The 26,202-nt window shown below is 63.1% G+C and carries 28 protein-coding genes, 1 tRNA gene and 1 riboswitch; of the genes, 14 read left to right on the top strand and 15 right to left on the bottom strand.

Features of this window, described 5'->3' with window-relative positions; genetic code table 11:
- The first annotated feature begins 125 nt into the window (after nt 1-125).
- From NCR98_RS11185 to rsmA, 3 genes are read left to right on the top strand one after another with little or no spacing between them, the layout of a single operon-like run.
- A complete protein-coding gene (locus NCR98_RS11185) occupies nt 126-1,490 on the top strand; it encodes a peptidylprolyl isomerase (RefSeq protein WP_502799741.1) in 1,365 nt (454 codons plus the stop codon).
- A 6-nt stretch (nt 1,491-1,496) separates the two neighbouring features.
- A complete protein-coding gene (gene pdxA, locus NCR98_RS11180) occupies nt 1,497-2,498 on the top strand; it encodes a 4-hydroxythreonine-4-phosphate dehydrogenase PdxA (RefSeq protein ID WP_250526222.1) in 1,002 nt (333 codons plus the stop codon).
- 47 nt (nt 2,499-2,545) lie between these two features.
- Entirely contained in the window at nt 2,546-3,355 is an 810-nt protein-coding gene (gene rsmA, locus NCR98_RS11175; protein ID WP_250526221.1) for a 16S rRNA (adenine(1518)-N(6)/adenine(1519)-N(6))-dimethyltransferase RsmA, read from the top strand.
- Nucleotides 3,356-3,358: 3 nt separating this feature from the next.
- Here the strand turns inward: rsmA and NCR98_RS11170 are convergent, their stop codons facing one another.
- A complete protein-coding gene (locus NCR98_RS11170; RefSeq protein WP_244826201.1) occupies nt 3,359-3,586 on the bottom strand; it encodes a hypothetical protein in 228 nt (75 codons plus the stop codon).
- A gap of 175 nt (nt 3,587-3,761) precedes the next feature.
- On the opposite strand from NCR98_RS11170, the gene NCR98_RS11165 reads away from it, so the two are divergent.
- On the top strand, nt 3,762-5,030 hold the full coding sequence (locus NCR98_RS11165; protein WP_250526220.1) for a metallophosphoesterase family protein: 1,269 nt from the start codon (nt 3,762-3,764) through the stop codon (nt 5,028-5,030).
- A gap of 4 nt (nt 5,031-5,034) precedes the next feature.
- Complete coding sequence (locus NCR98_RS11160) at nt 5,035-8,484, top strand: ATP-binding protein (protein ID WP_250526219.1); 3,450 nt, start codon at nt 5,035-5,037, stop codon at nt 8,482-8,484.
- Here NCR98_RS11160 and NCR98_RS11155 read toward each other — a convergent pair.
- Nucleotides 8,481-9,554, bottom strand: a complete 1,074-nt coding sequence (locus tag NCR98_RS11155) for a helix-turn-helix transcriptional regulator (RefSeq protein ID WP_244826198.1) — start codon at nt 9,552-9,554, stop codon at nt 8,481-8,483. The genes NCR98_RS11160 and NCR98_RS11155 overlap by 4 nt on opposite strands.
- 164 nt (nt 9,555-9,718) lie before the next feature.
- On the opposite strand from NCR98_RS11155, the gene NCR98_RS11150 reads away from it, so the two are divergent.
- Nucleotides 9,719-10,312, top strand: coding sequence for a hypothetical protein (locus NCR98_RS11150; RefSeq protein WP_250526218.1), 594 nt, complete (start codon nt 9,719-9,721; stop codon nt 10,310-10,312).
- 71 nt (nt 10,313-10,383) lie between these two features.
- Here NCR98_RS11150 and NCR98_RS11145 read toward each other — a convergent pair.
- The 9 genes from NCR98_RS11145 to NCR98_RS11105 form a co-directional block, all read right to left on the bottom strand.
- Nucleotides 10,384-10,459 (bottom strand) — tRNA-Lys (locus tag NCR98_RS11145).
- A gap of 165 nt (nt 10,460-10,624) precedes the next feature.
- Nucleotides 10,625-11,374, bottom strand: a complete 750-nt coding sequence (gene ybgF / locus NCR98_RS11140; protein WP_244826196.1) for a tol-pal system protein YbgF — start codon at nt 11,372-11,374, stop codon at nt 10,625-10,627.
- Nucleotides 11,375-11,429: 55 nt separating this feature from the next.
- The gene (gene pal, locus NCR98_RS11135; RefSeq protein WP_244826195.1) at nt 11,430-11,936 is read right to left on the bottom strand and encodes a peptidoglycan-associated lipoprotein Pal; all 507 of its coding nucleotides are present in this window, start codon (nt 11,934-11,936) and stop codon (nt 11,430-11,432) included.
- Nucleotides 11,937-11,990: 54 nt separating this feature from the next.
- On the bottom strand, nt 11,991-13,283 hold the full coding sequence (tolB, locus tag NCR98_RS11130) for a Tol-Pal system beta propeller repeat protein TolB (RefSeq protein WP_244826194.1): 1,293 nt from the start codon (nt 13,281-13,283) through the stop codon (nt 11,991-11,993).
- A 120-nt stretch (nt 13,284-13,403) separates the two neighbouring features.
- The gene (tolA, locus tag NCR98_RS11125; protein WP_244826193.1) at nt 13,404-14,501 is read right to left on the bottom strand and encodes a cell envelope integrity protein TolA; all 1,098 of its coding nucleotides are present in this window, start codon (nt 14,499-14,501) and stop codon (nt 13,404-13,406) included.
- Nucleotides 14,498-14,941, bottom strand: a complete 444-nt coding sequence (gene tolR / locus NCR98_RS11120) for a protein TolR (protein ID WP_244826192.1) — start codon at nt 14,939-14,941, stop codon at nt 14,498-14,500. Before tolR ends, tolA begins: the two co-directional genes overlap by 4 nt.
- 9 nt (nt 14,942-14,950) lie before the next feature.
- Nucleotides 14,951-15,628: a protein TolQ gene (gene tolQ, locus NCR98_RS11115; RefSeq protein WP_016346195.1), complete on the bottom strand. Its 678-nt coding sequence runs from the start codon at nt 15,626-15,628 to the stop codon at nt 14,951-14,953.
- A 142-nt stretch (nt 15,629-15,770) separates the two neighbouring features.
- Entirely contained in the window at nt 15,771-16,235 is a 465-nt protein-coding gene (ybgC, locus tag NCR98_RS11110; protein ID WP_250526217.1) for a tol-pal system-associated acyl-CoA thioesterase, read from the bottom strand.
- Between the two features lie 122 nt (nt 16,236-16,357).
- A complete protein-coding gene (locus tag NCR98_RS11105) occupies nt 16,358-17,107 on the bottom strand; it encodes an SDR family NAD(P)-dependent oxidoreductase (RefSeq protein ID WP_250465598.1) in 750 nt (249 codons plus the stop codon).
- Nucleotides 17,108-17,300: 193 nt separating this feature from the next.
- Nucleotides 17,301-17,399, top strand: a riboswitch (ZMP/ZTP riboswitch).
- 178 nt (nt 17,400-17,577) lie between these two features.
- On the opposite strand from NCR98_RS11105, the gene glyA reads away from it, so the two are divergent.
- From glyA to NCR98_RS11070, 7 genes are all read left to right on the top strand, one after another.
- Nucleotides 17,578-18,825: a serine hydroxymethyltransferase gene (glyA, locus tag NCR98_RS11100; protein WP_250465596.1), complete on the top strand. Its 1,248-nt coding sequence runs from the start codon at nt 17,578-17,580 to the stop codon at nt 18,823-18,825.
- Between the two features lie 30 nt (nt 18,826-18,855).
- Nucleotides 18,856-19,338: a transcriptional regulator NrdR gene (nrdR, locus tag NCR98_RS11095; protein ID WP_250465595.1), complete on the top strand. Its 483-nt coding sequence runs from the start codon at nt 18,856-18,858 to the stop codon at nt 19,336-19,338.
- 155 nt (nt 19,339-19,493) lie between these two features.
- Entirely contained in the window at nt 19,494-20,042 is a 549-nt protein-coding gene (locus NCR98_RS11090) for a GspH/FimT family pseudopilin (RefSeq protein WP_244826187.1), read from the top strand.
- Nucleotides 20,039-20,470, top strand: coding sequence for a type IV pilus modification PilV family protein (locus NCR98_RS11085; RefSeq protein ID WP_250526216.1), 432 nt, complete (start codon nt 20,039-20,041; stop codon nt 20,468-20,470). The genes NCR98_RS11090 and NCR98_RS11085 overlap by 4 nt, the downstream gene beginning before the upstream one ends.
- Nucleotides 20,467-21,234 (top strand): PilW family protein, encoded by a 768-nt coding sequence (locus tag NCR98_RS11080; protein WP_250526231.1) that lies wholly within the window; start codon nt 20,467-20,469, stop codon nt 21,232-21,234. Before NCR98_RS11085 ends, NCR98_RS11080 begins: the two co-directional genes overlap by 4 nt.
- The gene (locus NCR98_RS11075; protein WP_250526215.1) at nt 21,231-21,722 is read left to right on the top strand and encodes a pilus assembly PilX family protein; all 492 of its coding nucleotides are present in this window, start codon (nt 21,231-21,233) and stop codon (nt 21,720-21,722) included. Before NCR98_RS11080 ends, NCR98_RS11075 begins: the two co-directional genes overlap by 4 nt.
- Nucleotides 21,723-21,731: 9 nt before the next feature.
- Nucleotides 21,732-22,181 carry a type IV pilin protein gene (locus tag NCR98_RS11070; RefSeq protein WP_250465589.1) on the top strand — a complete coding sequence of 150 codons (450 nt, stop codon included), beginning with the start codon at nt 21,732-21,734 and terminating at the stop codon, nt 22,179-22,181.
- 4 nt (nt 22,182-22,185) lie between these two features.
- Here the strand turns inward: NCR98_RS11070 and NCR98_RS11065 are convergent, their stop codons facing one another.
- The 4 genes from NCR98_RS11065 to NCR98_RS11050 all read right to left on the bottom strand — a co-directional run bounded on the left by NCR98_RS11065 (nt 22,186) and on the right by NCR98_RS11050 (nt 25,041).
- Nucleotides 22,186-22,698 (bottom strand): DUF3318 domain-containing protein, encoded by a 513-nt coding sequence (locus tag NCR98_RS11065; RefSeq protein WP_250526214.1) that lies wholly within the window; start codon nt 22,696-22,698, stop codon nt 22,186-22,188.
- Between the two features lie 21 nt (nt 22,699-22,719).
- Nucleotides 22,720-23,100, bottom strand: coding sequence for a phage holin family protein (locus NCR98_RS11060; protein WP_244826182.1), 381 nt, complete (start codon nt 23,098-23,100; stop codon nt 22,720-22,722).
- A 197-nt stretch (nt 23,101-23,297) separates the two neighbouring features.
- Nucleotides 23,298-23,600, bottom strand: coding sequence for an ElaB/YgaM/YqjD family protein (locus tag NCR98_RS11055; protein WP_244826181.1), 303 nt, complete (start codon nt 23,598-23,600; stop codon nt 23,298-23,300).
- A 250-nt stretch (nt 23,601-23,850) separates the two neighbouring features.
- Nucleotides 23,851-25,041 carry an acyl-CoA dehydrogenase gene (locus tag NCR98_RS11050; RefSeq protein ID WP_250526213.1) on the bottom strand — a complete coding sequence of 397 codons (1,191 nt, stop codon included), beginning with the start codon at nt 25,039-25,041 and terminating at the stop codon, nt 23,851-23,853.
- 381 nt (nt 25,042-25,422) lie between these two features.
- Here NCR98_RS11050 and NCR98_RS11045 point away from each other — a divergent pair, with 381 nt between their 5' ends.
- Nucleotides 25,423-26,175: an IclR family transcriptional regulator gene (locus tag NCR98_RS11045; protein WP_250526230.1), complete on the top strand. Its 753-nt coding sequence runs from the start codon at nt 25,423-25,425 to the stop codon at nt 26,173-26,175.
- Nucleotides 26,176-26,202 lie beyond the last annotated feature (27 nt).

Here is a 26,202-nt window from a genome sequence, read left to right as displayed (position 1 = left end):
GCCTCGGGGAACGCAGGCGGACAAGGCATCCTCTAACACGCAGCTAAGAAGCAGTAAGGCGGCTCGCCAGAACCGCACGAGAAGCAGCATACGAACGGGCACGACCCGTATTTGATGGAGTATCTGTGGCAAACGTGAATATGTTTCGATCGACGGTAGTTGCAACAAGCGTGATCGCTGCCGCTCTGATCCTGAATTCGCCGGCCGGTGCGCAGGCGTTGTCGAATGGCAGCAGTGCCCAAGTCACCGATTCGGTCGTCGCGATCGTCAACGACGGCGTCATTACGCGGCGCGAACTCGAAGACCGCTCGCGCCTCATCGCGCAACGTCTGCAACAACAGAACGCGCCGGTGCCGCCCGCTGAACAATTGCAGCAGCAGGTGCTCGATCAGATGGTGCTCGAGCGCATTCAGTTGCAGCGCGCGAAGGAAGACAACATCGTCGTCGACGACGCCACCGTGAACCGCACGCTCGAGCGTCTCGCGCAGCAAAACCAGATGACGCTCGACGTCTACCGCTCGCGCATCGAGGCGCAAGGCGTGCCTTGGGCCACCTTCACGCGCGACGCCCGCACCGAACTCACGCTCTCCAAGCTGCGCGAAAAGGAAGTGGACAGCAAGATCACCGTGTCCGACGGCGAAGTGGCGAACTACATCGCCAGCCAGCGCGGTCCCGGCGCGCGTAACTCGAGCGATCTGCACCTGCAGCACATCATGTTCAAGCTGCCTTCCGACGCATCTTCCGCCGATGTCGCGAAGGTGCAGGCGCAAGCCGACGCGGTGCTTAAGCAAGCGCAAAACGGCGACGACTTCGCGAAACTTGCCAAGCAGAATTCGCAGGACACGGACGCAGGCAAGGGCGGCGACCTCGGCTTTCGCACGCCGGGCACGTTGCCAGCGGGCATCGTGTCGGCGGTGGCCACGCTGCGTCCCGGTCAGGTCGTGCCGACGCTTCTGCGCACCGACGGCGGCTTCGAGATCGTCAAGCTGGTCGAACGCCGCGCGAGCCAGGGCACCGCGGCCGATGCGCCGAAGCTCGTGCAGACGCACGTGCGTCACATTCTGCTGCGCGTGTCGGATGGCATGTCGGAACAGTCGGCGCGCCAGAAGCTGCTCGACATCAAGCAGCAAGTGCTCTCGGGCGGCGATTTCGCGAACTTCGCGCGCACGTATTCGCAAGACGGTTCGGCCTCGCAAGGCGGCGACCTCGGCTGGATCAGCCCGGGCGAAACCGTGCCCGAGTTCGAACGCGCGATGAACAGCCTGCAGGACGAAGCCGTGAGCGACCCGGTGCGCAGCGAATACGGCTATCACCTGATCCAGGTGCTGGGCCGGCGCGACGCGGAAGGGTCGGCCACGCAGCAGCTCGATATCGCGCGTCAGGCCATTGGTCAGCGCAAGGCGGAACAGGCGTACTCCGACTGGCTGCGCGAACTGCGTGACACCGCCTACGTGCAGTACAAGGGCATTGCGGCGCAAGCCCAGCAGTAAGACAGCATGAACGCCGACACCCATCCGCTCGCCCCGGCGATCACCATCGCGATCACCACGGGCGAACCGGCGGGCGTCGGTCCGGAATTGACGGCGGCCGCCTTGCAGGAAGCGCACGCGCGCTGGCCGTTAGCGCGCTTCGTCGTGCTGGGCGACCGCGAGTTGCTCAAGGCACGCGCCGCGTCCTGGCCTGCCGCGCATGGTGGAATCGAGATCGAGCATCATGCGCTTGCCGCGCCCGCCGAGGCCGGCAAGCTGAACGCGGCCAACGGCCGTTACGTGCTGAATCTGCTCGATGCAGCCATCGACGGCGCGCTCGCAGGCCGGTTCGACGCCATCGTTACCGCACCGCTGCAAAAGAGCACGATCAACGACGCCGGCGTGCCTTTCATCGGCCACACCGAATATCTCGCCGAGCGCACGCATACGCCGCAAGTCGTGATGATGCTGGCGGGCACGGGCGAGCGGCCATTGCGCGTTGCGCTTGCCACCACGCATCTGCCGCTGAAGGACGTGTCCGCGGCACTGACCATCGACGGATTGGTCGAGACGCTGCGCATCATCGATCACGATCTGCGCGCGCATTTCGGCCTCGCCGCGCCGCGTATTCTCGTGACCGGGCTGAACCCGCATGCGGGCGAGAACGGTTATCTCGGCCGCGAGGAAATCGATGTCATCGCGCCCGCGCTCGAATGTGCTCGCGCGCTCGGTATCGACGCGCCGGGTCCGTATCCGGCGGATACTCTGTTTCAGCCGCGCTATCTGAAAGACGCCGATTGCGTGCTCGCGATGTTCCACGACCAGGGCTTGCCGGTACTGAAATTCGCAACCTTTGGCGAAGGCATCAATGTCACGCTGGGTTTGCCGATCATCCGCACTTCCGTCGATCACGGCACGGCGCTCGATCTCGCGGGCACGGGCCGCGCCGATGCGGGCAGCATGATCGCGGCCATCGACGCCGCCGTCACGATGGCGCGCCACAAGCACCGAGACAAGCGCGGCGTCTGAGCGTCGCGCGGTTCTTCATTCACATCAGTTTCAAAGGCGTCAGACCGATGTCCACCAGACACCAGGGCCATTTCGCGCGCAAGCGCTTCGGGCAGAACTTTCTCGTCGATCAAGGCGTGATCGATTCGATCGTCGATACGATCGCGCCGAAACACGGCGAACGCATGGTCGAAATTGGACCGGGTCTTGCCGCGCTGACCGAGCCGCTGATCGAACGGGTGGCCACGCCCGAGTCGCCGCTGCACGCAGTGGAACTCGACCGCGATTTGATCGGCCGGTTGGAAAAGCGCTTTGGCGAGCGTCTCGTCGTGCATTCCGCCGATGCGCTCGAATTCGACTTCGGCTCGCTCGCGCTGGAAGGCGACAAGCCGACGCTGCGTATCGTCGGGAATCTGCCGTACAACATTTCGAGTCCGCTCTTGTTCCACCTGACGAGCTTCGCGCCCAAGGTGATCGACCAGCACTTCATGCTGCAGGACGAAGTGGTCGATCGCATGATTGCCGCGCCCGCCAGCAAGGACTACGGCCGCCTGTCCGTAATGCTGCAATACCGCTACGTGATGGACAAGCTGATCGACGTGCCGCCCGAATCTTTCCAGCCGCCGCCGAAGGTGAATTCCGCGATCGTGCGGATGATTCCGTTCGCGCCGCACGAACTGCCCGTGGTGGATGAGGCGACCTTGAGTGAAGTCGTCAAGGCTGCTTTCGCGCAGCGTCGCAAGGTCCTGCGCAACAATCTCGGCGCGTATCGCGACAGAATCGACTTCGACGCGCTCGGCTTCGATCTCGCGCGTCGCGCCGAAGAAGTGCCGGTGGCGGAGTTCGTTGCGCTGGCACAAGCGCTCGTGCGGGCTTGAGTGTCATAGACATAGCGCGGCGCTCGAAACGTCCGAAAGCAGCCGCATGAGACGTTCGAGCCGCATGCGCTGGTCGCGATGCAGGCCGCGCGTCGCGCTGACCTGCTGCACGCGACTGCGCCAGTACGTCTGGCCGAACAGCGAATTCGCGCCTTCCTTCGACAGGACGCGTTCCAGATGCACGATGGCGGCATCGACTGTCTGCGTGGTGTAAGGGCTCGTTGCGCTCACTTGTTCTCCTCGTTCTGTTCGTTCTTCGGCGGATGCGAGTGAGTCATTGTGCAAGCCCGCAGGGACAAATCGCGTCCCGAAGAAACGCGTTCCAACGCGACGCGATTCGTTCATTGCGGCTGCTATCATCGTCGCTCCGCGCGGTCATCGAGTACATCAAAAAGGAGGCAACGCCATGCGGTTCGTTCACGCGGCGGATATCCATCTGGACAGCCCGTTGCACGGTCTCGCCGCTTATGCCGACGCGCCCGCCGATCTCTTGCGCAACGCCACGCGCGATGCATTCACGAAGCTCGTCGATGTCGCGCTCGAAGAGGCGGTGGACTTCATGGTCATCGCGGGCGATCTCTACGACGGCACCTGGCGCGACTACAACACGGGCATCTTCTTTTGCCGCGAGATGGGGCGCTTGCGACGCGCGGGCATTCCGGTTTATGTGCTCTTCGGCAATCACGACGCCGAGAGCGAGATGACGAGCCAGTTGCAGCTGCCCGACAACGTGCACACGTTTTCGAGCAGAAAGCCGCAGACCTTTCGACTCGACGCCCTGAAGGTGGCGCTGCACGGCCACAGCTTCAAGGAAAAAGCGGTCACGACGAATCTCGTCACCGCGTATCCGCAGCCGGTCGAGGGCTACTTCAACATCGGCGTGTTGCATACCGCGCTCGAAGGCAGCGCGGCGCACGCGAGTTACGCGCCGTGCTCGATCGCCGAGTTGCACGCGCGGCAATATCACTACTGGGCGCTTGGCCACGTGCACGATTTCGCCATCTGGCAAGAGGCCTCCACGATCGTGTTTCCTGGCAACCTTCAGGGCCGCAACATCCGCGAAACGGGCCGGCGCGGCGCGGTGATCGTCCACGTTTCGGAGACGGAAGAGGTGAGCGTCGAGCGGCTTTTCATCGATGTCTTGCGCTGGGAGTCCGTTATCGTCGATGCCAGCGAAGCCGTCACGCTCGATGACGTCGCGCTCGCGGTCGGACGCGCGCTCGATGCGCTCGTCGAATCCGCCGCGCAACCCGTGCCGCTCGCGGTGCGGGTGACCATCACCGGCGCGACCGAAGCGCATGGCGCGCTATTCGGTCTCGAAGCGCAACTGCGCGCCGAAGTGTTGGCGCAGATCGCGGCGATCAGCCACGACCGTCTGTGGCTGGAAAAAGTGAAGATCGCGACGCAGCCGATCGTGCATTCGAGCGCGGCGGGCGAACCGTTCGCCGGCGGCGCCGATGCGCTCGCCGACCTGCACGCCTTGTTGGTCGAAGCCGAGTCCGACCCGGAATTTCTAAGCATGTTGAAAGAGCGTTTGATCGGTCTGGCGTCGCAGGCGCCGAGTGAATTACAAAAGTCGGTGCCCGAACTCGAATACGTGCGAAACGACGATCTCGCGCGGATCGTCGCCGAAGTGCGCTCTGGTCTGATCGCCCAACTCGCGGATGCGGAATAGGCTCATGCGCATCGGCAAGCTAGAACTGATTCGCTTTGGCAAGTTCACGGATCGCGTCATCGAATTTCCGGCGGCGCCCCAGGATTTTCACTTCATCGTCGGACCGAACGAGGCGGGCAAGTCGACCATCAAGACGGCGATTGCCGAATTGCTGTTCGGCATTCCGCAGCGCTCGCCGCTCGCGTTCGTGCATCCGCAGAGCGATCTGCAACTCGGCGCAACGCTGCAACTGAACGACGAGACGCTCGCGTTTCATCGCACCAAGAGCCGCAAGGCGTCGCTTGCCAAAGCCAATGGCGACGCGCTCGCCGCCGATGCGCTCGCGCCCTTCATCGGCACGGCGGACAAGAGCTTCTTCGAGCAGATGTACTGTCTCGGCCACGAAGGATTGATTGCGGGCGGACGAAGCATTCTCGATGCATCGAGCGATGTCGGGCAGGTGCTGTTTCAATCGGCTGCGGGCATTGCGAGTCTTGGCGCCGTGCGGCAACGCCTGGCCGAGGAGGCGGACGCGCTCTGGGCCAAGCGCAAGTCAGGCGACCGCGCGTATTACATCGGCCTCAAGCAATTCGAGGAAGCCACGAGCGAACTAAAGATGGCAAGCGTGCGCACGACGCAATGGCGCAAGACATATACGGCGGTCGATGAAGCCGAGGAGCGCGGCCGCGCGCTCGAAACGCGTCGCGCGGAACTCGAAGCGAAACGCGGCAAGCTGGAGCGGATTCGCCGCGTCGCGCCGTATTTGAACGTGTGGCGCGAGAAGGCGGCCGAGCTTGCGGAACTCGGCGAAGTCACCGATCTTCCCGCCGACGCCGAAGCTGTCTTGCAAAGCGCGCTGACACGGCTTGCATCGGCGCAAACCGCGCACGAGCTGCACGCGAAGGCGACGGCGCAACGTCAGGCGGAGCTGAACGAAATCCGTATCGACCACGCGTTGCTCGCGCTGGAAACCCGGATACGCGCGCTCGACACCACGCGTCATCGGTGCGCGCATCACGCGACCGACATCGCGCGACTCGAACACGATGTCGCCGCGCGCTTGCGCCAAGTCGCGCAGGATTGCGCGGAACTCGGCTGGCCGCAAAACGAAGCGGGCGCGCGTCAGGCGCTGCCCGGACAGCTTGCGTTGCAGACGGTCACGAGCCTGATGCGCGAACGCGGCACGTTGGAGACGGCGGCGCGCAATGCGGCGCGCTCGGTCGATGAAACGCTCGCCCAGATCGGGACATTGAAGGTGCGACTTGGCGGCATCGCCGAGGGCGAGGTCTCGCAGGAGTTGCGTCGCGCGCTGCGGCAGGCGCAGAAGTATCGCGAAACGGGCGCGGCGCAAGACCGTCTCGGCGACGCGCGCCGCGAAGCCGCGCAAGCGCTCGAAGCGGGCCTTGCATCGCTTGGCCAATGGTCGCGGCCAATTGCCGAACTGCAAGCGATGAATTTGCCGTCGATCGAGCGTATCGCCATCTTGCGCAGCGAGCGGCAGGAGTTCGCGCTTCGGCTGATGCGCGCCGCCGATCGCATGAACGAAGCGCACGACGCGCTGCACGCCACGCAAGCCGAACTCGCCGATTTCACGCAGACGCATGATGTCGTCACGGGCGATCAGGTTCGCGGTGCTCGCAAGACGCGCGATACCGCGTGGCACGCGCTCAAGAGTGGCGCGACGCCGCTCGATTCGGGCGCGCCGCTTTTCGAGACGGCGATGCACACCGCCGATGACCTTGCGGACCGCAGACTCGATTCCATCGGACAAGCCACGCAGTTCAGCGCGTTGCAGCGTCGCATGGCGGTCGATCAGGAAACCCTCGCACGAAGGCAACACAGCGCGGACGAAGCCGCAAAAGCGCTCGCGGACGTCGATGCGGCGTGGCACGCGCTCGCATCACAAAGTCAGATCGCGGAGATGGCGCTCGACGACGTCCCTTCATGGCTCACGCGTCGCGAGCACGTAATCGAGGCGGCGCGCACGCTTGCCCGGCGCGCGGAAGAGTTCGAGCGCGAAAGCGCCGAAGCGGCCACGCGCCATGAAGACCTCGCGCGGCATTTGCCGTTGGCGGAAGCCACCGCCGACTTCGACGCACTTTGCGATGCCGCCGAAGCGCATATCGGCGCTATCGACGAAGCGGTGATCGAGCGGCGTCATATCGTCGGGCAACTCGACGAAGCACAAGCGGAACTGGTCACGCGGCAGAACACGGCTAAGGCCGCTGCGCTTGCCTTCGAGCGATGGCAAGCCGAATGGTCGCAAGCCGCGGCGAAAGCGGGCGTGGCGGCTGCGGCGGACTCGCAGGCGGCGGCCGAATTGGCCATTGGTATCGTCCACAAGATCGGCGAACAGCTCGTGCAGATCGACGCCATTCGCCACGGACAGATCGACGCCATGCGCGCGGCGCTCGCCTCGTTCGAGTCCGATGCAAGGCAGCTCGCGCTTGAACTCGATGGCACGAACCATGTGCGTGAGCCCGGCGCAATCGCGGCCGAACTCTCGGCGCGCCTCGATACCGCGTGCGCGGCGCGTGCCGATGCCGAGCGTCTGAAGAAGGAACTGGCATCGGCGAGCGAGCAGGTGAGCCGGGCCGAGGCGGGCGTCGAGGAAGCGAAGTCGGCGCTGCGTCCGCTTTACGAGCGGGCCCGCGTGGACAGCGCGGAGTTGCTCGCGCCGCTCATCGGCAAGTCGCAGAAGAAGCGCGCGTTGCTCGCCGCGATCGATGCCGCGCGCGATGCGCTGATCCAGGGTGGCGACGGCCTCGCGCTCGACGTTCTGATCGTGGAAGTGGAGGGCGCGGACCTGTCCGGTCTGCACGGCGAACTGTCGCTGATCGGTGCGGCGCTCGGCGATTCCGTGAAGGCATCGAGCGAACTGGCGACGGAGCTCGATGCCGCGCGCCGCGAACTCAACGCGATCTCCGGCGAAGGCAACGCCGCGCGCGCCGAAGCGAAGCGGCAGGAAGCGCTATCCGTCATGGCCGATGCCGCCGAGCGCTTCGTCAAGGTGGAGACGGCATCGACGCTCCTGAAGTGGGCGATCGACCGATACCGCGAACGCCGTCAAGGCCCGATGCTCACGCGCGCAAGCACGATTTTCTCGGAGCTCACGCTCGGCGCGTTCTCGCGGCTCGCCGTGGATTACGACCGCCAGCCGATGGCGCTCGCCGCCATTCGCGAGAGCGGCGAACACGTCGAAATCACCGGCATGAGCGAAGGCACGCGCGATCAGCTTTATCTCGCGCTGCGTCTGGCTGCGTTGGAGGAGCATGCCGAGAAGGCGTCGCCGCTACCGTTCGTGGCCGACGATCTCTTCATCAATTTCGACGACGGCCGCGCGCGCGCCGGCCTGCGCGTCTTGAGCGCAATCGCGATGCACACGCAGGTGATTTTTTTGAGCCATCACGATCATCTCGTGGACATGGTGCGCGAAGTGTTCGGACCGAAGGTCAACGTGCACTTCATGCGCTAGGCGGTTTCACTCGCACGCGCGTACCGAGCCGCGAGCTTGCGGAAGTCGTCCGCGAATTCGTCGCGCAGCGTTTGCGGCGCGAGAATCTCGACACCCGCGCCGAGCGCGCGCAGCCACCAGCGCAGCTTGAGGCTCGGCGTCACCGTGCCGGTCACCTTCATGCGGCCGTCGGGCAGCATGTCGATATGCTGATCTTTCGACATCGGCGACTCGCGTAGCTGGTTGCCCGAACTGCCTTCGAACGCGAGTTCGAGGCGTACGGGCGGCTCGGGCAGAAAGTCGAAGACCTGCTGCGTCTCGATGTACTTGCGCAGCTTGAAGTCTTCGGGATACGTGAAGGACTCGCCCGACTCGGACACCGAACGAATGCGGTCCAGCCTGTACAGCGCGCGCACCCATTCCTTTTCGCCTTTTTCCGGGCGCGGCGCACGGCCCGGGTCCTGCGCGACCATGTACATCACGCCAGCGGATTCGACGAGCGCGAGCGGCCAGAGCGTCCTGGTTTTTGGCGCGTCGCCTTGCTCGCCTTTGTACGCGGCGCGGTACTGCACGAGCAGTTCGCGCTCGAAGAAAGTCGCTGTCGCCACGGCCTGAAAGATGTCCGGACGCAGCTTTGGACGAATCAGCGTGAAGGCGCCATCGACGGAATCGATCTTGTCCGCCCACGCGCGGTAGATGCGGCTGTCCGCCTTCTCCTGCGAGAGCCGCGCTTCGGCTGCCTTGAAGAGCGGGTCGATGTCGCGCGTGACCGCGTTCGGTAGCTTGTTGCCGGCAAAGCGCTGCAGGATGTGAAACGCCACCGCTTCCGATGCGCTCATCAAGCCGACGCCTTCCTGCAGACCATGCAGCCACGGTTTGCGTTGCCAGAGCAGTTCACGGCCGTTTTGCATCGACATGACGCGCGATTCGGCTTCGAGCGCGGTGAGATGCCGCTGCACTTTTTTCGTGTATCCAACGCGATGCCCGCGCTCTTCGAGACGACGGCGAATTTCGGGTGTGGAGAGCCACGCGAGCGCGTCGCGTTCGGTTGGCAGCACGCGGAGAATGGCTTCGTCGAGGCTCGAGGTCATGACGGTGCGTTGGGTTGGAAGCGGAGAGGTTTGATTATAGGCAGCATTGGGACAGAGGATGTCTCGAACGGTCGAGCGCTGTTTAGGATTGTTCTAGTGACGTTTCGCGCGGCGAGCGGAAAGAATGCCCACGGTTAAACGAGCGTCGAGGAGCATTCAGAAGCATGAGCAAACGAGAGCAAGCCAACGAGGAGCTTTTACAGAAGCTCAAGGGCCGGACAACACTTGCCATCCAGCGGTATTTCTTCTCGCACGGCGTGTGCGTGAGCAGGTTGGACATTCATCGCGCGATGCGGCTGCCGGAACACGAACCGACTTTTCTCGCGCTGAGACCTTCGTTTGCGCAGGTTAACGAAGCGATCGGTTTGCTGGGCGATATCGGATCGTTGTCGCTTCCGTCGAAGGAAAAGTCGATGCGCGCGGTGTACGAGATCGAAGCGCGGTTGCAAGAGCGGCACGGCGCGGTCGACGGATTGGATGCGGCGCTCGCGCGACTCGATGTGGCCATGCGTTCGGTGCCAGCCCAGCCAAAGCTCTGGCCTCATGCGGCGTGGGGCCTGCTATTGCTGACGATGGCTTACATCGAGTGGCCATTCGCGCTCGCCGGACTGATCGTGTTCGGCGCCGGACTTGGCAAGCACCTGAAGTACAAGCGGCGCCGTGCAGACGCGGATCGCGCTGTGAGCGAGGCCAACGCGAACTTTGAATCAGTAGCGGCGCTTGAGTTGACGCCAAGGGTCGAATTGCTCGAACGATGAAGACTGGTGCTGGTGCGAAGCCAGCGAAGAAAAAGGAAAGGGCCGCGCTAAGCGCGGCCCTTCGATTTCTTTGGTAGGCCGTACGGGATTCGAACCTGTGACCAACGGATTAAAAGTCCGCTGCTCTACCAGCTGAGCTAACGACCCAAAGAGGCGAAATTATAATCGGCCGTTTCGGATTCTGTCAAGGCAGCGCGGGCTGCGCGCGCATCGACGAAACAAAGAAAAACGCCCGCGGCGCAACGGCCCGCGGGCATTCGTCTCGAGAGGCGCGAAACCCGAAAGCTTCGCTCGATGCTTCGATGCTTCTTGTCACTTCACCTGCGACATCTTGCTCTGCGCCGACTGTGCGACTTCAGTGCCGGAATACTGCGAGATGATCTGCTGCAGCGTCTGTTTAGCAGCCGCTTTCTGACCCTGTTCGATCTGGTTATTCGCGATTGCGAGCAACGCCTCAGGCGCTCGCGGATGCGTTGGGTACGTCTTCACCAGATTCTGCCAGACCGCAGTTGATCCCTTGTAGTCGCGCTGCGCATACAGCGCGTTGCCGAGCCAATACTGCGCGGTCGGCTGATACGGGCTCTGCGGATACTTCGAGACGAATGCCTTGAACGAAGTCGCGGCATTCTTGTAGTCACCGTTGCGGAACTCGGTCGATGCCGCGTTGAACGCTTCCGTCTCGCCAGGTTGCACGGCGCCCGATACGCCGTCGATAGTCTGCTGCTGCGGCTCGAACTTCTTCAAGCGCGTATCGAGGTCGGCGTAATAGTCTTTCTGCTGCTTCTGCAGCGTGGCAACCTGATTGCCCAGATCCTCGTTCTGCCCTCGAAGCGTCGCGACCTGCTGATTAAGCTGATCGATACGATTCGACTGATCGAGGATCGTGCGCTGCGCGGCGGACAACTGGTTGCCTAGACTGTCCGTCTTCGTGCGCAGATCGAGTACGGCCTTGCGCGCTTCGTTGTCGTCGAAGACGCCAGCGTGCGCGGGCACGGCAAGCATCGTCGAACCTGCGACGCACGCGGCTGCGGCAAGGCGCAGCAAGGAAAAGCGATACAACATAGGGCAACTCACCCGTGACTAAGTTACGTTACGTGGACTACTGCTATTGCTACTGTTATTGCTGGTAGGCGAGATCCGCACGGCGGTTCTGTGCGTACGACGAATCGTCGTGACCCGTCGCCATCGGCTTTTCCTTGCCGAGGCTCACGGCTTCCATTTGCGAATCGGCAACGCCCATCAACGACATGGCGCGACGCACGGCTTCCGCACGCTTCTGACCAAGCGCCAGGTTGTACTCGCTCGTGCCGCGCTCGTCGGTGTTGCCTTGAATCAGGACGTGACGTTCCGGATGGCTCTTCAGGTACGTCGAGTGTTGTTGCAGCAGCGGCTGATAGTCGTCCTTCACGGCGTAGCTGTCGAAGTCGAAGAAGATGCTGCGCTTGGCGAGCGGGCTGTTCGGGTCGTTCAGCGGGTCGATGTTGACCTGCTTGACGTCCGTCGGGTTCGGCTGCGTGCCGACCGAGCCCTTGTTCGCGCCTTCATCGAGCTTCACGCCCGAGTGACAAGCTGCCAATGCGCCGACCATCGCAACTGCCAGGCCGATACGAAGTTTCGACATCATGGTACCTCTCCTTGTGTTGTAGCTGAACGTTGTATTTGAACGTGTTTGCTGAACTTACTGCATGAACGGACCCCAGGACGGCTCGCGCACCACACCGCCCTGTACGGACAAGACTTGCCGCGTACGACCATCGGTCGATACGGCTGCCAACACGCCACGTCCGTTCACTTGGGTGGCGTAGAGGATGTACTGACCATTCGCCGCGAAGCTCGGCGATTCGTCATGCGTCGTGTCGGTCAGCCCCGTCGCCGTGCCGGACCCGAGGTCCTGCAAATACAGCTTGAAGCCGCCACCGGTGCGCGAAATGTACGCGAGTTGCTTGCCGTCCGGACTCACGCGCGGGCTTGTGTTGTAGCTGCCCGTAAACGTGACCCGCTGGGCCGCGCCGGCGTTTTCACCCGCCGCCGGCATCTTGTAGATCTGCGGTTGGCCGCCGCGATCGCTCGTAAAGTAAATGGAGTTGCCATCGGGCGAGAAGGCCGGCTCGGTATCGATGGAACTGCCTTGCGTCAGACGACGCAGGCCAGAGCCGTCCGCGTTGACTTCGAAAACCTGCGTATTGCCGGTGCGCGACAAGGCCACGGCCAGCTTGCTGCCGTCAGGCGACCACGCCGGCGCACTGTTGTTGCCCTTCTGATTCGATACGACCACGCGCCGCCCGGTCGGCAGATCGTGGATGTAGACCACCGGCTTCTTCTTTTCGAACGACACATAGGCGACCTTCGTGCCGTCCGGCGACCATGCCGGCGAAATGATTGGCTCCGGGCTGGAAAGGGCGATCTTCGCGTCCTGACCGTCCGAGTCCGAAATCTGCAATTGGTAGCGTCCGCCCGTCTGAATGACGTAGGACAGACGGGTTGCGAACACGCCGCGGCCACCGAGCAACTTGGCGTAGATGTAGTCCGCGATCTTGTGTGCGCTCATGCGCAGGCCGCTTTCGGCGGAAACGAGCGACAAACCGCCGAGATTCTGCTGCTTGACCGTGTCGTAGAGACGGAAGCGCACTTCGTACTGGCCGTTCGGCAGCTTGTTCACGCTACCCGATACGAACGCGTCCGCGCCCTTGGCTTTCCATGCGCCGAGATCGACCGAATCGGTCTCGGAAACCGGCGTGCCTCCCGCGTCGATGTTCGTGAATTTGCCGCTTCTCTGCAGGTCCTGACGAATGATCGCGCTGACCTGTTGCGGTGAGCTGCCCTCATTGGCGAAGTTGGCCGTGGCGATCGGAAACTGGGTAGAACCGACGCCAGTCACGAGCACGTTCAACTGGGCATGTGCGGCGGTACCGGCGGCGATCAGACAGGATGCGACCAGCGTTTTCAAGCCAAGCTTCTTCATCAAACTCATGCTGTATTCGTTCCAGAAAAATGCGTTTTCAAGTGACCCGAGACTGCACAAACAGACCCCCGATTGCACGATTCGTTCCCGTGCGGCAACGGTCTTGCGCTTTGCAGTGATCCCGCGCAATCAACTGCCAGCCGGGCGCAGCGTGATCGTAAATGACCCCGGCGCCTGGTCGTTAATGTCCTTCGGCATGGGATCGGAGCGCTGCACCGCGCGCAACGCGGCAGCGTCCCACTGCTCGTTGCCGCTCGACCGCGTAATGGTCGCCGAAAGCAGCGTGCCCGAAGGCGCGCAGCGCACCGACACGACCGTTTCCAGCCCGGACGTTTCGCCCGACCAGATGATATTCGGCCGCACGCGACGCTGCACCTTCTCGGCATAACCCGCCGACGCCGCGTTGCCGCCCGCGCCCTTGCCGGTGCCACCCTTGGCCAGCCCTTCGCCGCTCGAATTCGTGCCGCCGCCGAGCTGCCCTTGCAGCTGCGCGAGGCGCGACTTGCGTTCGGCATCGACCTTCGCCTTCGCTTCCGCATCCGCCTTGGCTTTTGCCTGCGCCGCGGCCTTGGCCTTGGCTTGCGCATCGGCTTTTGCCTTGGCTTCGGCATCGGTTTTCGCCTTGGCTTCCTTCTGTTCCTGAAGCTGCTCGGCCTTTTGCGCTTCGGCTTGTTGCTGCTGACGCGCCTTGTCCTGTTGCAGCTTCGCCTGCTGTTGCTTTTGCAGGTCGGCCTGACGTTGCTGTTCGATCTGCTTCTGCTTGTCCTGCATGGCCTTCTGCGCGGCGGCTGCCGCGGCGGCTTGAGCGGCGACTTGCTGCTGGCGCTTCGCTTCGGCTTCCTGCTGCGCCAATTCCTGCTGGCGGCGCTGCTCGGCCAATTGTGCATCGCGTGCGGCGGCTTCCTGCTTACGCTTCTTTTCCTGCAGCGCGATGTCGGCGTCCTCGTCCTTCGCGGGCGGCGGCGCAGGCTGCGGCTTCACGGCCACGGGCGGCGGGGGCGCGACGCGCGGCGTGGGAGCAGGCGTGTCGGGAATCTCGGTCCACAGTTCCGCCTCGGCTCCGGCGGGGGTGTTGTTCTGCCAGTTGATGCCGTGATATAGCAGCCAGCCAAGCAGCAAGTGCATGACGGCGGCGAGCGCGAAAGCGCGGCCCGTACCGCGTTCGCGCGGCGGGCGGATGGGTCGCGCTGATGAGCCGCGCGTCTGCCGGTTCTGCAAAAGGGTCATTGCGATTTGACGAGCAATCCGACGCGCTTCACGCCGCGCGCCTTCATATCGGACATCACGTTCATGACGACTTCATACTTCACGGTCTTGTCCGCCGCGATGACGACGGGTTGATCCGGATGCGACTCCTGACGATTGAGCACGAACGTGTTCAGGTCGTCCTTGGTCATTCTCTGCTCTTGCGTCGCGCCGCCTTCTTCCTTGTAGCGCACGTTCATGCTGCCGTCGGCTTTAATATTGATGACGAGCGGCGGCTGCTGTTCCTGCGGCTGCGCGTTGCCGACGGTCGGCAAGTTGATGATCGAAGGCGACACGAGCGGCGCCGTCACCATGAAGATGACGAGCAACACGAGCATCACGTCGATATACGGCACGACATTGATGTCGGCCATGGCGCGGCGCGAACTGCCGCGCATGCTGGAACGGGACGAGCCTGCCATCGTGACTCCTTAGTGCGCCTGACGCTGCAAGATGTTCGAGAACTCTTCGATGAAGGTCTCGAAGCGGATCGCCAGGCGGTCGATATCGTGAGCGTAGCGGTTGTAAGCGACCACGGCGGGAATCGCGGCGAAGAGGCCGATCGCGGTCGCGACGAGCGCTTCGGCAATGCCGGGCGCCACGTTGGCGAGCGTCGCCTGCTGTACGTTTGCGAGGCCGCGGAACGAATTCATGATGCCCCAGACCGTGCCGAACAAACCGATATACGGACTGACCGAGCCGACCGATGCGAGAAACGCGAGATTCGCTTCGAGCACGTCCATTTCACGCTGAAAGGCAGCCCGCATGGCGCGGCGCGAACCGTCGAGAATCGCGCCCGGATCGGTGATGCGGCGCTCCTTGCCCTTCAAGAACTCGCGCATGCCCGATTCGAAGATACGCTCGAGCGCGCCGATGGTGTGACGGTTGTTCGCCGCGCTTTGATACAGCGCCTGCAGGTCGCCGCCGGACCAGAAATCGCGTTCGAAACGCTCGGTTTGCGCGCGCGCGCGCCGAATGGCGAACCACTTGCGGAAGATGAAAGTCCACGACAGCAGCGAGAGCAGAAGCAGCAGGGCCATGACGGCCTGCGCGAGCAGGCTCGCATGAATGACGAGAGATACGATCGACAAGTCTTGTGTGTTGTTCATAAAAGTCCGCTGCTTCCACCCGCTATTAGCTGCTATTTACGTCCGGAAAAGGGGCTTCCGGTCAAAGGCGCGTCAGGCTTTCGTGACCGCGACATTAATAAAACGAAAGCCGCCTCGTGGCCGGCTCTTGCTCGTGAAGCGTTCAAACCGGGTGCGCGCGATGCTCGTCCGCGGCAAGCACGACCTGCCCGGCATGAGGCCCGCGCCTCAATCCTTCGAGAACTCGTTCGGGAATACCGGCAGGGCGGATCGTTGCGCGATCCACCGAAGCGACGCGAATATCGCCGCTTGCAAGAAGAACCGCGTCACGCCACGCTTCCTGATGAAAATCCACCGATGCGCGCCCGAGCCGCGCGATACGGCTCACGATGCGAATGGAGTCGTCCAGGCGCGCGGGAGCCGAATAATCGACGGATGTTCTTCTCACGACGAACACGATGCCGGCCGATTCGGCCAGCCGCTGCTGGTCGATACCGCACGCGCGCAGCCATTCGGTGCGCGCACGCTCGAAGAACTTCAGGTAGTTCGCGTAGAAGACAATGCCGCCCGCGTCGGTGTCCTCGTAGTACACCCGAATCGGCCATTCGAAATTCAACGAATCACTCACCTTTGCGCCGCCCCGCTCGCGCGGAGGCTTTTGGACCCGCTCCGGCTCGCTTTTTGACAAATAAACATCCGCGGCATTTTACCGGAAGCGGAAGTTGGGCCACCAAATACAGTCGATTCCTCTTACGAGCCGCGGTGTATTTGCAACGGTCCGAAGGTTTGGGCCACGGGCATGAGTTCGATCGCGTTGATATTCACGTGCGCGGGGCGCGTCGCAATCCAGTAGATGGCGTCGGCGATATCCTCGGCGGTGAGCGGCTGCACGTCCTTGTAGACGGCGCTGGCCTTGTCGTCGTCGCCCTTGAAGCGCACGTTGGAGAACTCGGTGCCGCCGCACAGGCCCGGCTCGATATCCGTCACGCGCAACGCGGTTCCGGCAAGGTCGGCGCGCAGGTTTAGGCTGAACTGCCGCACGAACGCCTTGGTCGCGCCGTACACGTTGCCGCCCGGATACGGGTACGACGCTGCGACCGAACCCAGGTTGAACACGTGACCGCGATTGCGCGCAACCATGCCGGGGAGGACGGCATGCGTGACATCGACGAGTCCCATGCAGTTGGTGTCGATCATGTTCTTCCAGTCGTCGAGATTCGCGCGTTGTGCCGGTTCGAGACCGAGCGCGAGGCCCGCGTTATTGACCAGCACGTCGATCTGGGCGAACGATTCGGGCAGCGAGGCGATGGCGCTCTTGATGGCGTTGCTGTCGCGCACGTCGAGTTCGACTGGCAAGAGCGAGTCGCCGAGTTCCTTCGATAGCGCGGCGAGCCGGTCTTTACGGCGCGCGGCCGCGACGACGCGATGGCCGCCCTTGACGAAAGTGCGGGCAATGGCTGCGCCGAAGCCGGCAGAGGCGCCGGTGACGAATACGATCATGAGCGGGCTCCGGAAAGTGGGGGTTGGGCTGTTCCGGAGCGCGCGCGGACACACGACCGGCAACGGCGCACAGAGTACTTCCAATGATGCGATGCGGCAAGCAACTGCAAACCCGAACGATCGTGCGTTTTAAGCGTTTCGCAGACGCTCGCCAAGTTGCCTAAACCCGGCCGCACCATTACACTACAACGCTCAAACCCCGCGTGACTGGCGATAGAATCTTCGGATTCAAGGTGGAACGACCCACTAGGAAGCGCGGAGTGTCGTTTTGCCGTTCGCCTGGGCAGCTGAGATCCGCGCGCCGTCGCTGCGTTGCCGGTGGCTGTCCGTTCCGCGAACCCGGATTCTTCCCTCATCCGTCGCGTGTGGACCCGTCTGGCGTCCTGCGTCTTCCTTGCGTTTTGCGTTCGTGCTTCGAACGCATCGTCACGCGCGATCCGGTCAACCTGTTTTGATCTCACGGAAAACGTATGTTTGACAGAGCCGAAAGTACCCTCGCCAAGGTCGATCCCGAACTGCTCAAAGCGATCGAGCAGGAAAATCGCCGTCAGGAAGATCACATCGAGTTGATCGCCTCGGAAAACTACACGAGCCCGGCCGTCATGGCCGCGCAAGGCTCGCAACTCACCAACAAATACGCCGAAGGCTATCCTGGCAAGCGCTACTACGGCGGTTGCGAATACGTGGATATCGTCGAGCAACTGGCAATCGACCGCGTCAAGCAACTGTTCGGCGCCGAAGCCGCGAACGTGCAGCCGAACTCCGGTTCGCAGGCCAACCAGGGCGTGTTCTTCGCCGTGCTGAAGCCGGGCGACACGATCATGGGCATGAGCCTCGCCGAAGGCGGCCACCTGACGCACGGTTCGCCCGTCAACATGTCGGGCAAGTGGTTCAACGTCGTGAGCTACGGCCTGAACGAAGCCGAAGACATCGACTACGAAAAGACCGAAGCGCTCGCCAAGGAGCACAAGCCGAAGCTGATCGTCGCGGGCGCGTCGGCGTTCGCGCTGCGTATCGACTTCGAGCGCCTGTCGCAGATCGCGAAAAGTGTCGGCGCTTACTTCATGGTCGACATGGCGCATTACGCGGGTCTCGTCGCGGCAGGCGTCTATCCGAATCCCGTTCCGCACGCGGACTTCGTGACCACGACCACGCACAAGAGCCTGCGCGGCCCGCGCGGCGGCGTGATCCTCATGAAGGCCGAATTCGAGAAGCAGATCAACTCGGCCATTTTCCCGGGCATTCAGGGCGGTCCGCTCATGCACGTGATCGCGGCGAAGGCCGTCGCGTTCAAGGAAGCGCTGACGCCGGAGTTCAAGACGTACCAGCAGCAAGTGGTCGATAACGCGCGCGTGCTGGCCGAAACGCTCGTCAAGCGCGGTCTGCGTATCGTCTCGGGCCGCACGGAAAGCCACGTCATGCTGGTCGATCTGCGCGCGAAGAAGATCACCGGCAAGGCGGCCGAAGCCGCGCTCGGCGCCGCGCACATCACGGTCAACAAGAACGCCATTCCGAACGATCCGGAAAAGCCGTTCGTCACGAGCGGCGTGCGTCTCGGTTCGCCCGCCATGACCACGCGCGGTTTCGGCGTGAAGGAAGCGGAGCAGGTTGGCAATTTGATTGCGGACGTGCTCGACGCACCGGAAGACCAGGCGAACCTCGAGCGCGTGCGCGCTCAAGTGACCGAGCTGACCAAGCGTTTCCCGGTCTATCGCTGATATTCGAACCGAGCCAGGAACCAAGCCCCGATGCGCTGCCCCTTCTGCCGACACGAAGACACCCAGGTCGTGGATTCTCGCGTGTCGGAGGACGGCGCAGCCATCCGGCGGCGGCGACGCTGTCCATCCTGCGACAAGCGTTTCACCACGTATGAGCGCGTCGAACTGGCGCTGCCGTCGGTCGTGAAGAAAGACGGCAGCCGCACCGAGTTCGATCGCCGCAAAATCGTCGCGAGCATGAAGCTGGCGCTGCGCAAGCGGCCGGTTGCGGCGGACGCCATCGAGGCAGCCGTCGCGCGTATCGAATATCAATTGCTTGGCAGCGGCGAGCGCGAAGTGCAGAGCGAACGTCTCGGCGAACTCGTGATGAACGAGTTGCGGCAGCTCGACACCATCGCTTATGTACGGTTTGCGTCGGTCTACAAGCGTTTCGAAGACGTGTCCGAGTTCGAGGACGTGCTCGAGGAATTCCGCCGCGCCGCGCCCAAAAAGACCACTTCCCGCAAGCGCTGATTGCGCGTCTGTACCGAGCATCTTTCCCCCAGTCGATCTTTTGCCCTCGGGCAGTGTGCCCCGTGCGAACGCGCGTGAACACTCGTCCATTCGGCTAATGGCGGCGCGCGTTCCTTATCGCTAGATTGAGCATTCGTTCAACTCGTCGATAAGGCATGCAGATGAGCCGCTTCTCGAATTCCGGTTTCACACTCGTCGAACTTTGCGTGGTGCTTGCCGTGATGGCGATCCTCGCGACTTTCGCCACGCCTTCGTTTCTCTCCTGGCAGGCACGCGATCAGATCGATGCCCGCGCGCGCTCGCTTTTCTCGACGCTTTCGCTCGCGCGGGCCGAATCGCTCAAACGCGGTGCGCGCGTCACGCTATGCCGCGTCGATGCGAGCCGGCATTGCCTCGCGGCGGGCAAGGCTTGCGACGCGGGTATCGCGGACTGGTCGTGCGGCTGGGGCCTCTTCGTCGATAAAGACGGCGCGCTGACGCTCTTGCGCTTGCAGCCGGCGATGACATCGGTCGCCATTGCGGGCGCATCGACGGATCTTTCGTTCACGCCGCCGATGGGCCAAGTGATCGGCGGCTTCCGTAGCTTCGATTTCGGCCCGCGCAGCGCGGATGCCAACGCGAATGCGTCGTCGCGGCGCTGCATTCGATTGGCTGCGGGCGGGCGTGCGCGCATGACTCAAGGCGCTTGCGGAGCATCGGCATGAACGCGCGATCGGTCATGCCGAGCATCAGGCGCGGCGGGCGCACTCGATCCGTTCGCCCGCGCGGCGATTCGCTGATCGAGGTGATGATCGCCCTGTCGATCGCGGCGGTCACGGCGCTCGGACTCGTCGCCATGCAAAGCGCGCTGGCAAAAGCCGAACGAACGGCGCTGTTGAGCGAACGCGCGGCACTGATTGCCGACTCCATCGGCGAGGCAACGCGTGGCAGCGCGGATAGCTCGGCCATGTTGTCGAGGTGGCGGGCGAGGGCGGCTGCGTTGCTGCCCGATGGAGACATCGCCATCTCGGATCGCGGCAACGGCGTGCAGGTCGCAACCGTCAGCTGGCATGTCGCGGAAGGCGCGGAGCCTTGTCCCGAACCGCAGGCGCGACCGCACACGTCATGCATCGCGATAGCCTTTGCACGATGAACACGCGGCTCATTCATTCACGCGGCCACACGCTGCTCGAACTTTCGATTGCGCTTGCGCTCGGGCTGTTGATCCTGGCCGCGTCGCTGTCGGTTTATCGCGCTCAGCGTGCGGGCTTCGAACGTGCCGCCGATGCCGCGCACATTCACGATGCCGGCGTCGGCGCGCTCGATCTCGTCGCTCAACAAGTGCAGATGGCCGGATTTTCGGCCGCGGGCGCGACCGACGCGCCGCTCTTCGGCTGTTCGCAGGGGCGCGTGACCGGCGCGGAGACGTCGGCGTCGTGCGAGTCGCTCGCGAGTCACTCGGACGGTCTGCAGGTCCGCTACGCGGCCGACACGGTTTCGACGTGGCCATCGACGAGCGGCACGCCTACCGACTGCATCGGCCAGACGGTTTCGGATGCGTTCGTCTTCAACCGCTATTACGCGAAGCCCAGCACGTCGAGCGGCGAGCCGGAGCTTTATTGCGAGGGCGGGGGTCGTCAGGCGCAACCGCTGGTGGAGGGCGTCGAACGGATGCGCGTCGTCTACTGGATCGCGGGTGCACCGGCTGCGCTCGACGCGTCGGCCATCGCGCGCGAACGCTGGCCGGATGTCTACGCCGCCGAGGTCTGCGTGCTCGTGCGTGGCGCGGCGATTCAGGCGAAACGTCGGGCGAACTATGTCGATTGCGATGGCGCACCAGCCGTCAGCGATGACGGACGCACGCGCATGGCCTTCTGGCGCACGGTTGGCATACGCAACGCGCGAGGCGCGTCGTGAGGCGGCGCGCGCATTCGCGCGGCACGGTGCTGCCTATTGTCCTCTTGCTCGCCGCGATGATGCTCGTGACCGCCAGCGCCTGGCTGCAAGCCTCGCTCGTCGCGACCCGCACGGCCGTGTCGGCGCGCGAGCGGATGCAGGCGTTTCATGCGGCCGACAGCGCGTTGGTCCGCTGCGTTCGCATGATTGCCGATGCGCCCGTCGTGACGAGTTCGGGCGCGCAGGAGCCCGTGGGCTGGCGCAGCAAGGCGTCGTTCGAAGGAGCGTCGGCCGTCGCCATCGAGCCGTTTGGCGACTGGCCGTATGCGCGCCGCGCGCCGCAATGTCTGATCGAGGCTTGGTCGCATACGGACCAGGCGGTGGCGGTGACGTCGTATCTCGTGACGGCGCGTGGTTTCGGCGCATCGCCCGAGACCGAGGCGTGGCTGCAATCAAGAATCGATGGCGCGACCCGACATTGGCGGCGCGTCGTGGCGAAGCCGTTTTGAGGACGAACCATGAAGGACAAGGGCTTTACGCTGCTGGAATTGATCATCGCGCTCTGCATCGTGGCGATCATCGCGACGTTCGCGGTGCCTGCGTATCGGCAGCACGTGGCGAAGGCGCATCGGCTCGATGCGGCGGCGGCGTCGATGCGCGCCGTGCAATACATCGAAAGTACGCGGCTCGCGCAGTCGGCGACGGATGCAGTGACGCTTTCCGCCGGCATGGATCAGGCGCCATCGAGCGGTGCGCCGGTTTATCGGCTTGCGGTGCTGCCGGAATCGGCGACGAATGGCGGATACAGCATCGAGGCGACGCCAGTCGCATATGGTCCGATGCAGGACGATTCTTGCGGCGTATTCATCGTCGACGCGACGGGCGTGCGGTCGAACCGCACGACGGGATCAGCGGCGACTGCACTGGATACCGCGCAGTCCACCGCTTGTTGGGGAGGGAAAAATTAAACGTTCAGAAGACCGTCGGGTCGATGGCTTCGGTAGTGGCTTCGGTATGCGGGGCTTTCATCTGTTGCCAGATGCGCCAGCCTTCCCAGGCAACCAAACCCAGACCGCCCCACTTGAGCGCGGGCTTGGCACCACGCACCACGGCGGTCCGCACAGGCTTGGTCAGCACGAGCGACGCCACCGAGCCGATGATCGGATACTGCTTGAAGAGCAGGCTGAGATTGCTGCCCTTGCCGCCAAGCATCGAGCTGACCGAAGCCAGAATGCCGCCGATGCCGCCACCCGATGCACCGCGCTTCGGCGTGCGCCGGGTGCCGCCGCCAGGCATCAGAAAGCGCAGGAAACTGAAGTGCGTGATCGACGTGCGCAGATCGTGTGTGGCCTGCTGAAGCTCCATGCGTTCGACATCGGCGCGCGCGATCAGCAGTTCCTTGCGCAGCGCGCGCATGTGCGGCGTGCGCAGCGCCTTGGCGTTGTCACGCTTGGGCGGCTTGAAGGTATCGTCTTTTTTGCTCATGGTCGGACTGCCCGTGTGAGTTCAGTGGAACGTGTCGCGGTCCTTGCGGAATTCGGCGAGCGTGTCGTCAAACATGTTCGGCGCGTCGAGCAGCGTGCTGCGCGCACGCAGTCCGCATGCGATGGCAATCAGCGCATAAACGAGCGTGATGCCGCCAAGCGCCTGCCAGCGATACGTGTCCCAGAAGAATATGGCGATGAGCACGGTGAGGGAGATCAGCGCCATCATTGCCAGCATCATGGCGGCGAGACCGAGAAACAGTACGCCGATAAGCCGCTCCTTCTCTTCCTGAAGCTCGATACCGATGAGTTCAAGGCGCGTCTCGAAGATGGCGAAGGCAGAACTGATGATTCGTCGCAACGGTCCGGGGGACGATTGCTGCGGTGGCCGTTCGGTCGTCATGGCTTGGGTGCGAGAAGCGCGTTGGGTGCCGCTTTGATATTGTCCCGGTCGCCGCACGAGGCGGCGTTCCGGCGCGAGAGTCGATCCGCGCGCCCCGAGCGGGCGTTGGCGGCTCGGTCCTTTCTTGATGATGGACCGTGACTGTTACGAACGTAGCAATCACCGGGCCATTGTCGAGGAGCGTGAGGAAGTGCTGCTTATTTGCGGTTGATGAGAAGCCCGATCACCGTGCCGAGGCCAGCCGCAATACCAATGGATGCCCACGGGTGTTCGTGGACGTAATCGTCCGTGGCGCGCGCGGCTTTTCTGCCTCGTTCGATCACGACGACTTGTGCATCGGCGGCTTTCTCCTTCGCTTGCTTCAGTCGAGCGAGCGCGCTCTCGCGCAGTTCGGAAGCGCGTTCGCCCGTGGCGCTGGCGGCTTGCTTGAGAAGATCTTCGGCGTCAGCGAGAACGGTTTTGATGTCCGACATGAATCGCTCCTTATTGATTTCTGACATTAAAGGCTCCAATCGGTGAGGCTACCTGATTCGCAGCCAGAGATGCGATTGCTGACGAGCAGGCTGGAACCTGCAACACAGACTCCTTGCAGGTTTCATTCCACTCGATGCTAATCAAAGGAAATTGCCGCAGCCTTGTCAAACTCTCGACATCACTGACGGTGGGAGCCGATCTGACCCGTAAAAGTTTCAGCAAACTGATCGAAAGTTACAAAGAGGATCGATCAGTCCGAGTCGCACCATACGCCTTTCAGAAAAAAGCCTGAATCCCGGTTTGCGCGCGTCCGAGAATAAGCGCGTGGATATCGTGGGTGCCTTCGTAGGTATTCACCACTTCGAGATTGACGAGGTGACGCGCCACGCCGAACTCGTCCGAAATGCCGTTGCCGCCCAGCATGTCGCGCGCGAGCCGGGCGATGTCGAGCGCCTTGCCGCACGAATTGCGCTTCATGATCGAGGTGATCTCGACCGCTGCCGTGCCTTCGTCCTTCATGCGCCCGAGTCGCAGCACGCCTTGCAGGCCTAGCGTGATTTCCGTCTGCATATCGGCAAGTTTCTTTTGGATCAACTGGTTTGCCGCAAGCGGACGACCGAACTGCTTGCGATCCAGCGTGTATTGCCGCGCCATATGCCAGCAGGCTTCGGCGGCGCCGAGCGCGCCCCACGAGATGCCGTAGCGCGCCGAGTTCAGACAGGTGAACGGCCCTTTGAGACCGCGAACTTCCGGAAACAGGTTTTCTTCCGGCACGAACACTTCGTCCATCACGATCTCGCCGGTGATCGACGCGCGCAATCCAACCTTGCCGTGAATGGCTGGCGCGGACAGTCCTTTCCAGCCCTTTTCGAGGATGAAGCCGCGAATCTCATCGCGTCCGTTTTCCTCCAGCTTCGCCCAGACGACGAACACATCCGCGATAGGCGAGTTCGAGATCCACATCTTCGAGCCTGAAAGCGAATAGCCGTTCTGCACTTTCTTCGCGCGCGTCGTCATGCTGGCGGGATCGGAACCGGCGTTCGGCTCGGTGAGCCCGAAGCAGCCGATCCACTCGCCGCGTGCGAGCTTCGGCAGATACTTTTCCTTTTGCGCGTCGCTGCCGAAAGCGTGAATCGGCACCATTACGAGCGACGATTGCACCGACATCATCGAGCGATAGCCGGAATCCACGCGTTCCACTTCGCGCGCGATCAGGCCGTAGCTCACGTAATTGAGGCCCGGTCCGCCGTATTGTTCGGGGATGGTCGGGCCGAGCAGACCGAGCTCGCCCATTTCGCGAAAGATCGACGGATCGGTCGTTTCCTCGCGAAACGCCTGCGTCACGCGCGGCAGCAGCTTGTCCTGCGCGTAGGCGCGCGCGGCGTCGCGGACCATGCGTTCTTCTTCGTTGAGTTGCTGATCCAGCAAGAGCGGGTCTTCCCAGTTGAAGCGAGCGGCGTCGGCCATATGCGTCTCCTCCCATGCAGTGTCGATTGAAAAGCGCCTCGCTCCGGCGCTTGACTTACGTTCCGCTTAGCGGAACAATGTTTTGCAAATTACCTTCGAGTTTAGCACCCGATGTCTGCTGCTTTCAAACGTGGTTCTGGGCGTGAAACCGACGGCGGATCTCGCCGGAAAGCCGAACGTGCACCTTATGGCAGAACCGAAGACGCATTAGCCGGCGACTCCAAAGGCGCTTCTAGCCGCGAATCTGTCCGCGCTTCAGGCCGTGAATCGAGCCGCGAGTCCGGCCGTGAATCCATCCACGAATTCGGGCGTGTGGGTGAGCGTAATCCCGGACACGCGTCCAAACGCGCTTCAAACCACGAGTCCGACCGCCACTCCCACCTGTCGGCCAACGCATCCGACGATCGCAAGTTCGTCGTCGCCCTCGCACGCGGTCTCGATATGTTGCGCGCATTTCGCCCTGGTGAGACGCTTCTTGGCAATCGCGATTTCGTCGCGCGCACGGGATTGCCCAAGGCGACGGTAAATCGTCTGGCCTACACGCTGACCACGCTCGGTTACCTGCGTTTCGACGATGCCGCCGGCAAGTACGCGCTCGACACGGGCGTGCTCTCGCTCGGCTTCTCGCTATTGGCGGGCGCGGACACACTGGAACTCGCCCGGCCACATATGCGGGCGCTGGCGCGTGAGATTGGCGCGGCGGTATCGCTCGGCTGTCGCGATGGCCTCGACATGATCTATCTGGAAACCATTCGTAGCGAAACCGCGCTCACGCTCGGCCTCGCGCCCGGATCGCGTCTGTCGATGCTCACGAGTTCCATGGGACGCGCCTATCTCGCCGTGCTCGACGCCGATGAGCGCGCGGCCTTGCTAAAAGAATTGCGGGAACGGGAAGGCGCCGAACGAGTGGCTTCGGCGCAGCGCGCGATCGAAGATTTCGCGCGCGACGGCTGCTGCTATTCATTCCGTGAATGGCACGACGACGTCAACGCGATTGCCGCGCCGTTTCGCGACGTGCGCAATGGGCGCTGGCTGGTGTTGAGCAGCAGCGGGCCGGCGTCGTCGATGGATGAGGGTTATTTCCGCGAGTCGATTGCGCCGAAGCTAAGGGCGTTGGCGGGACGGCTCGCCTGAAGGACCGCTCGATTGGGCTACTCACGG

This window comes from Caballeronia sp. GAWG2-1 (genome assembly GCF_023631405.1).
In the GTDB taxonomy this organism is placed as follows: Bacteria; Pseudomonadota; Gammaproteobacteria; order Burkholderiales; family Burkholderiaceae; genus Caballeronia.
This window is presented reverse-complemented; position numbering and strand designations above follow the sequence as displayed.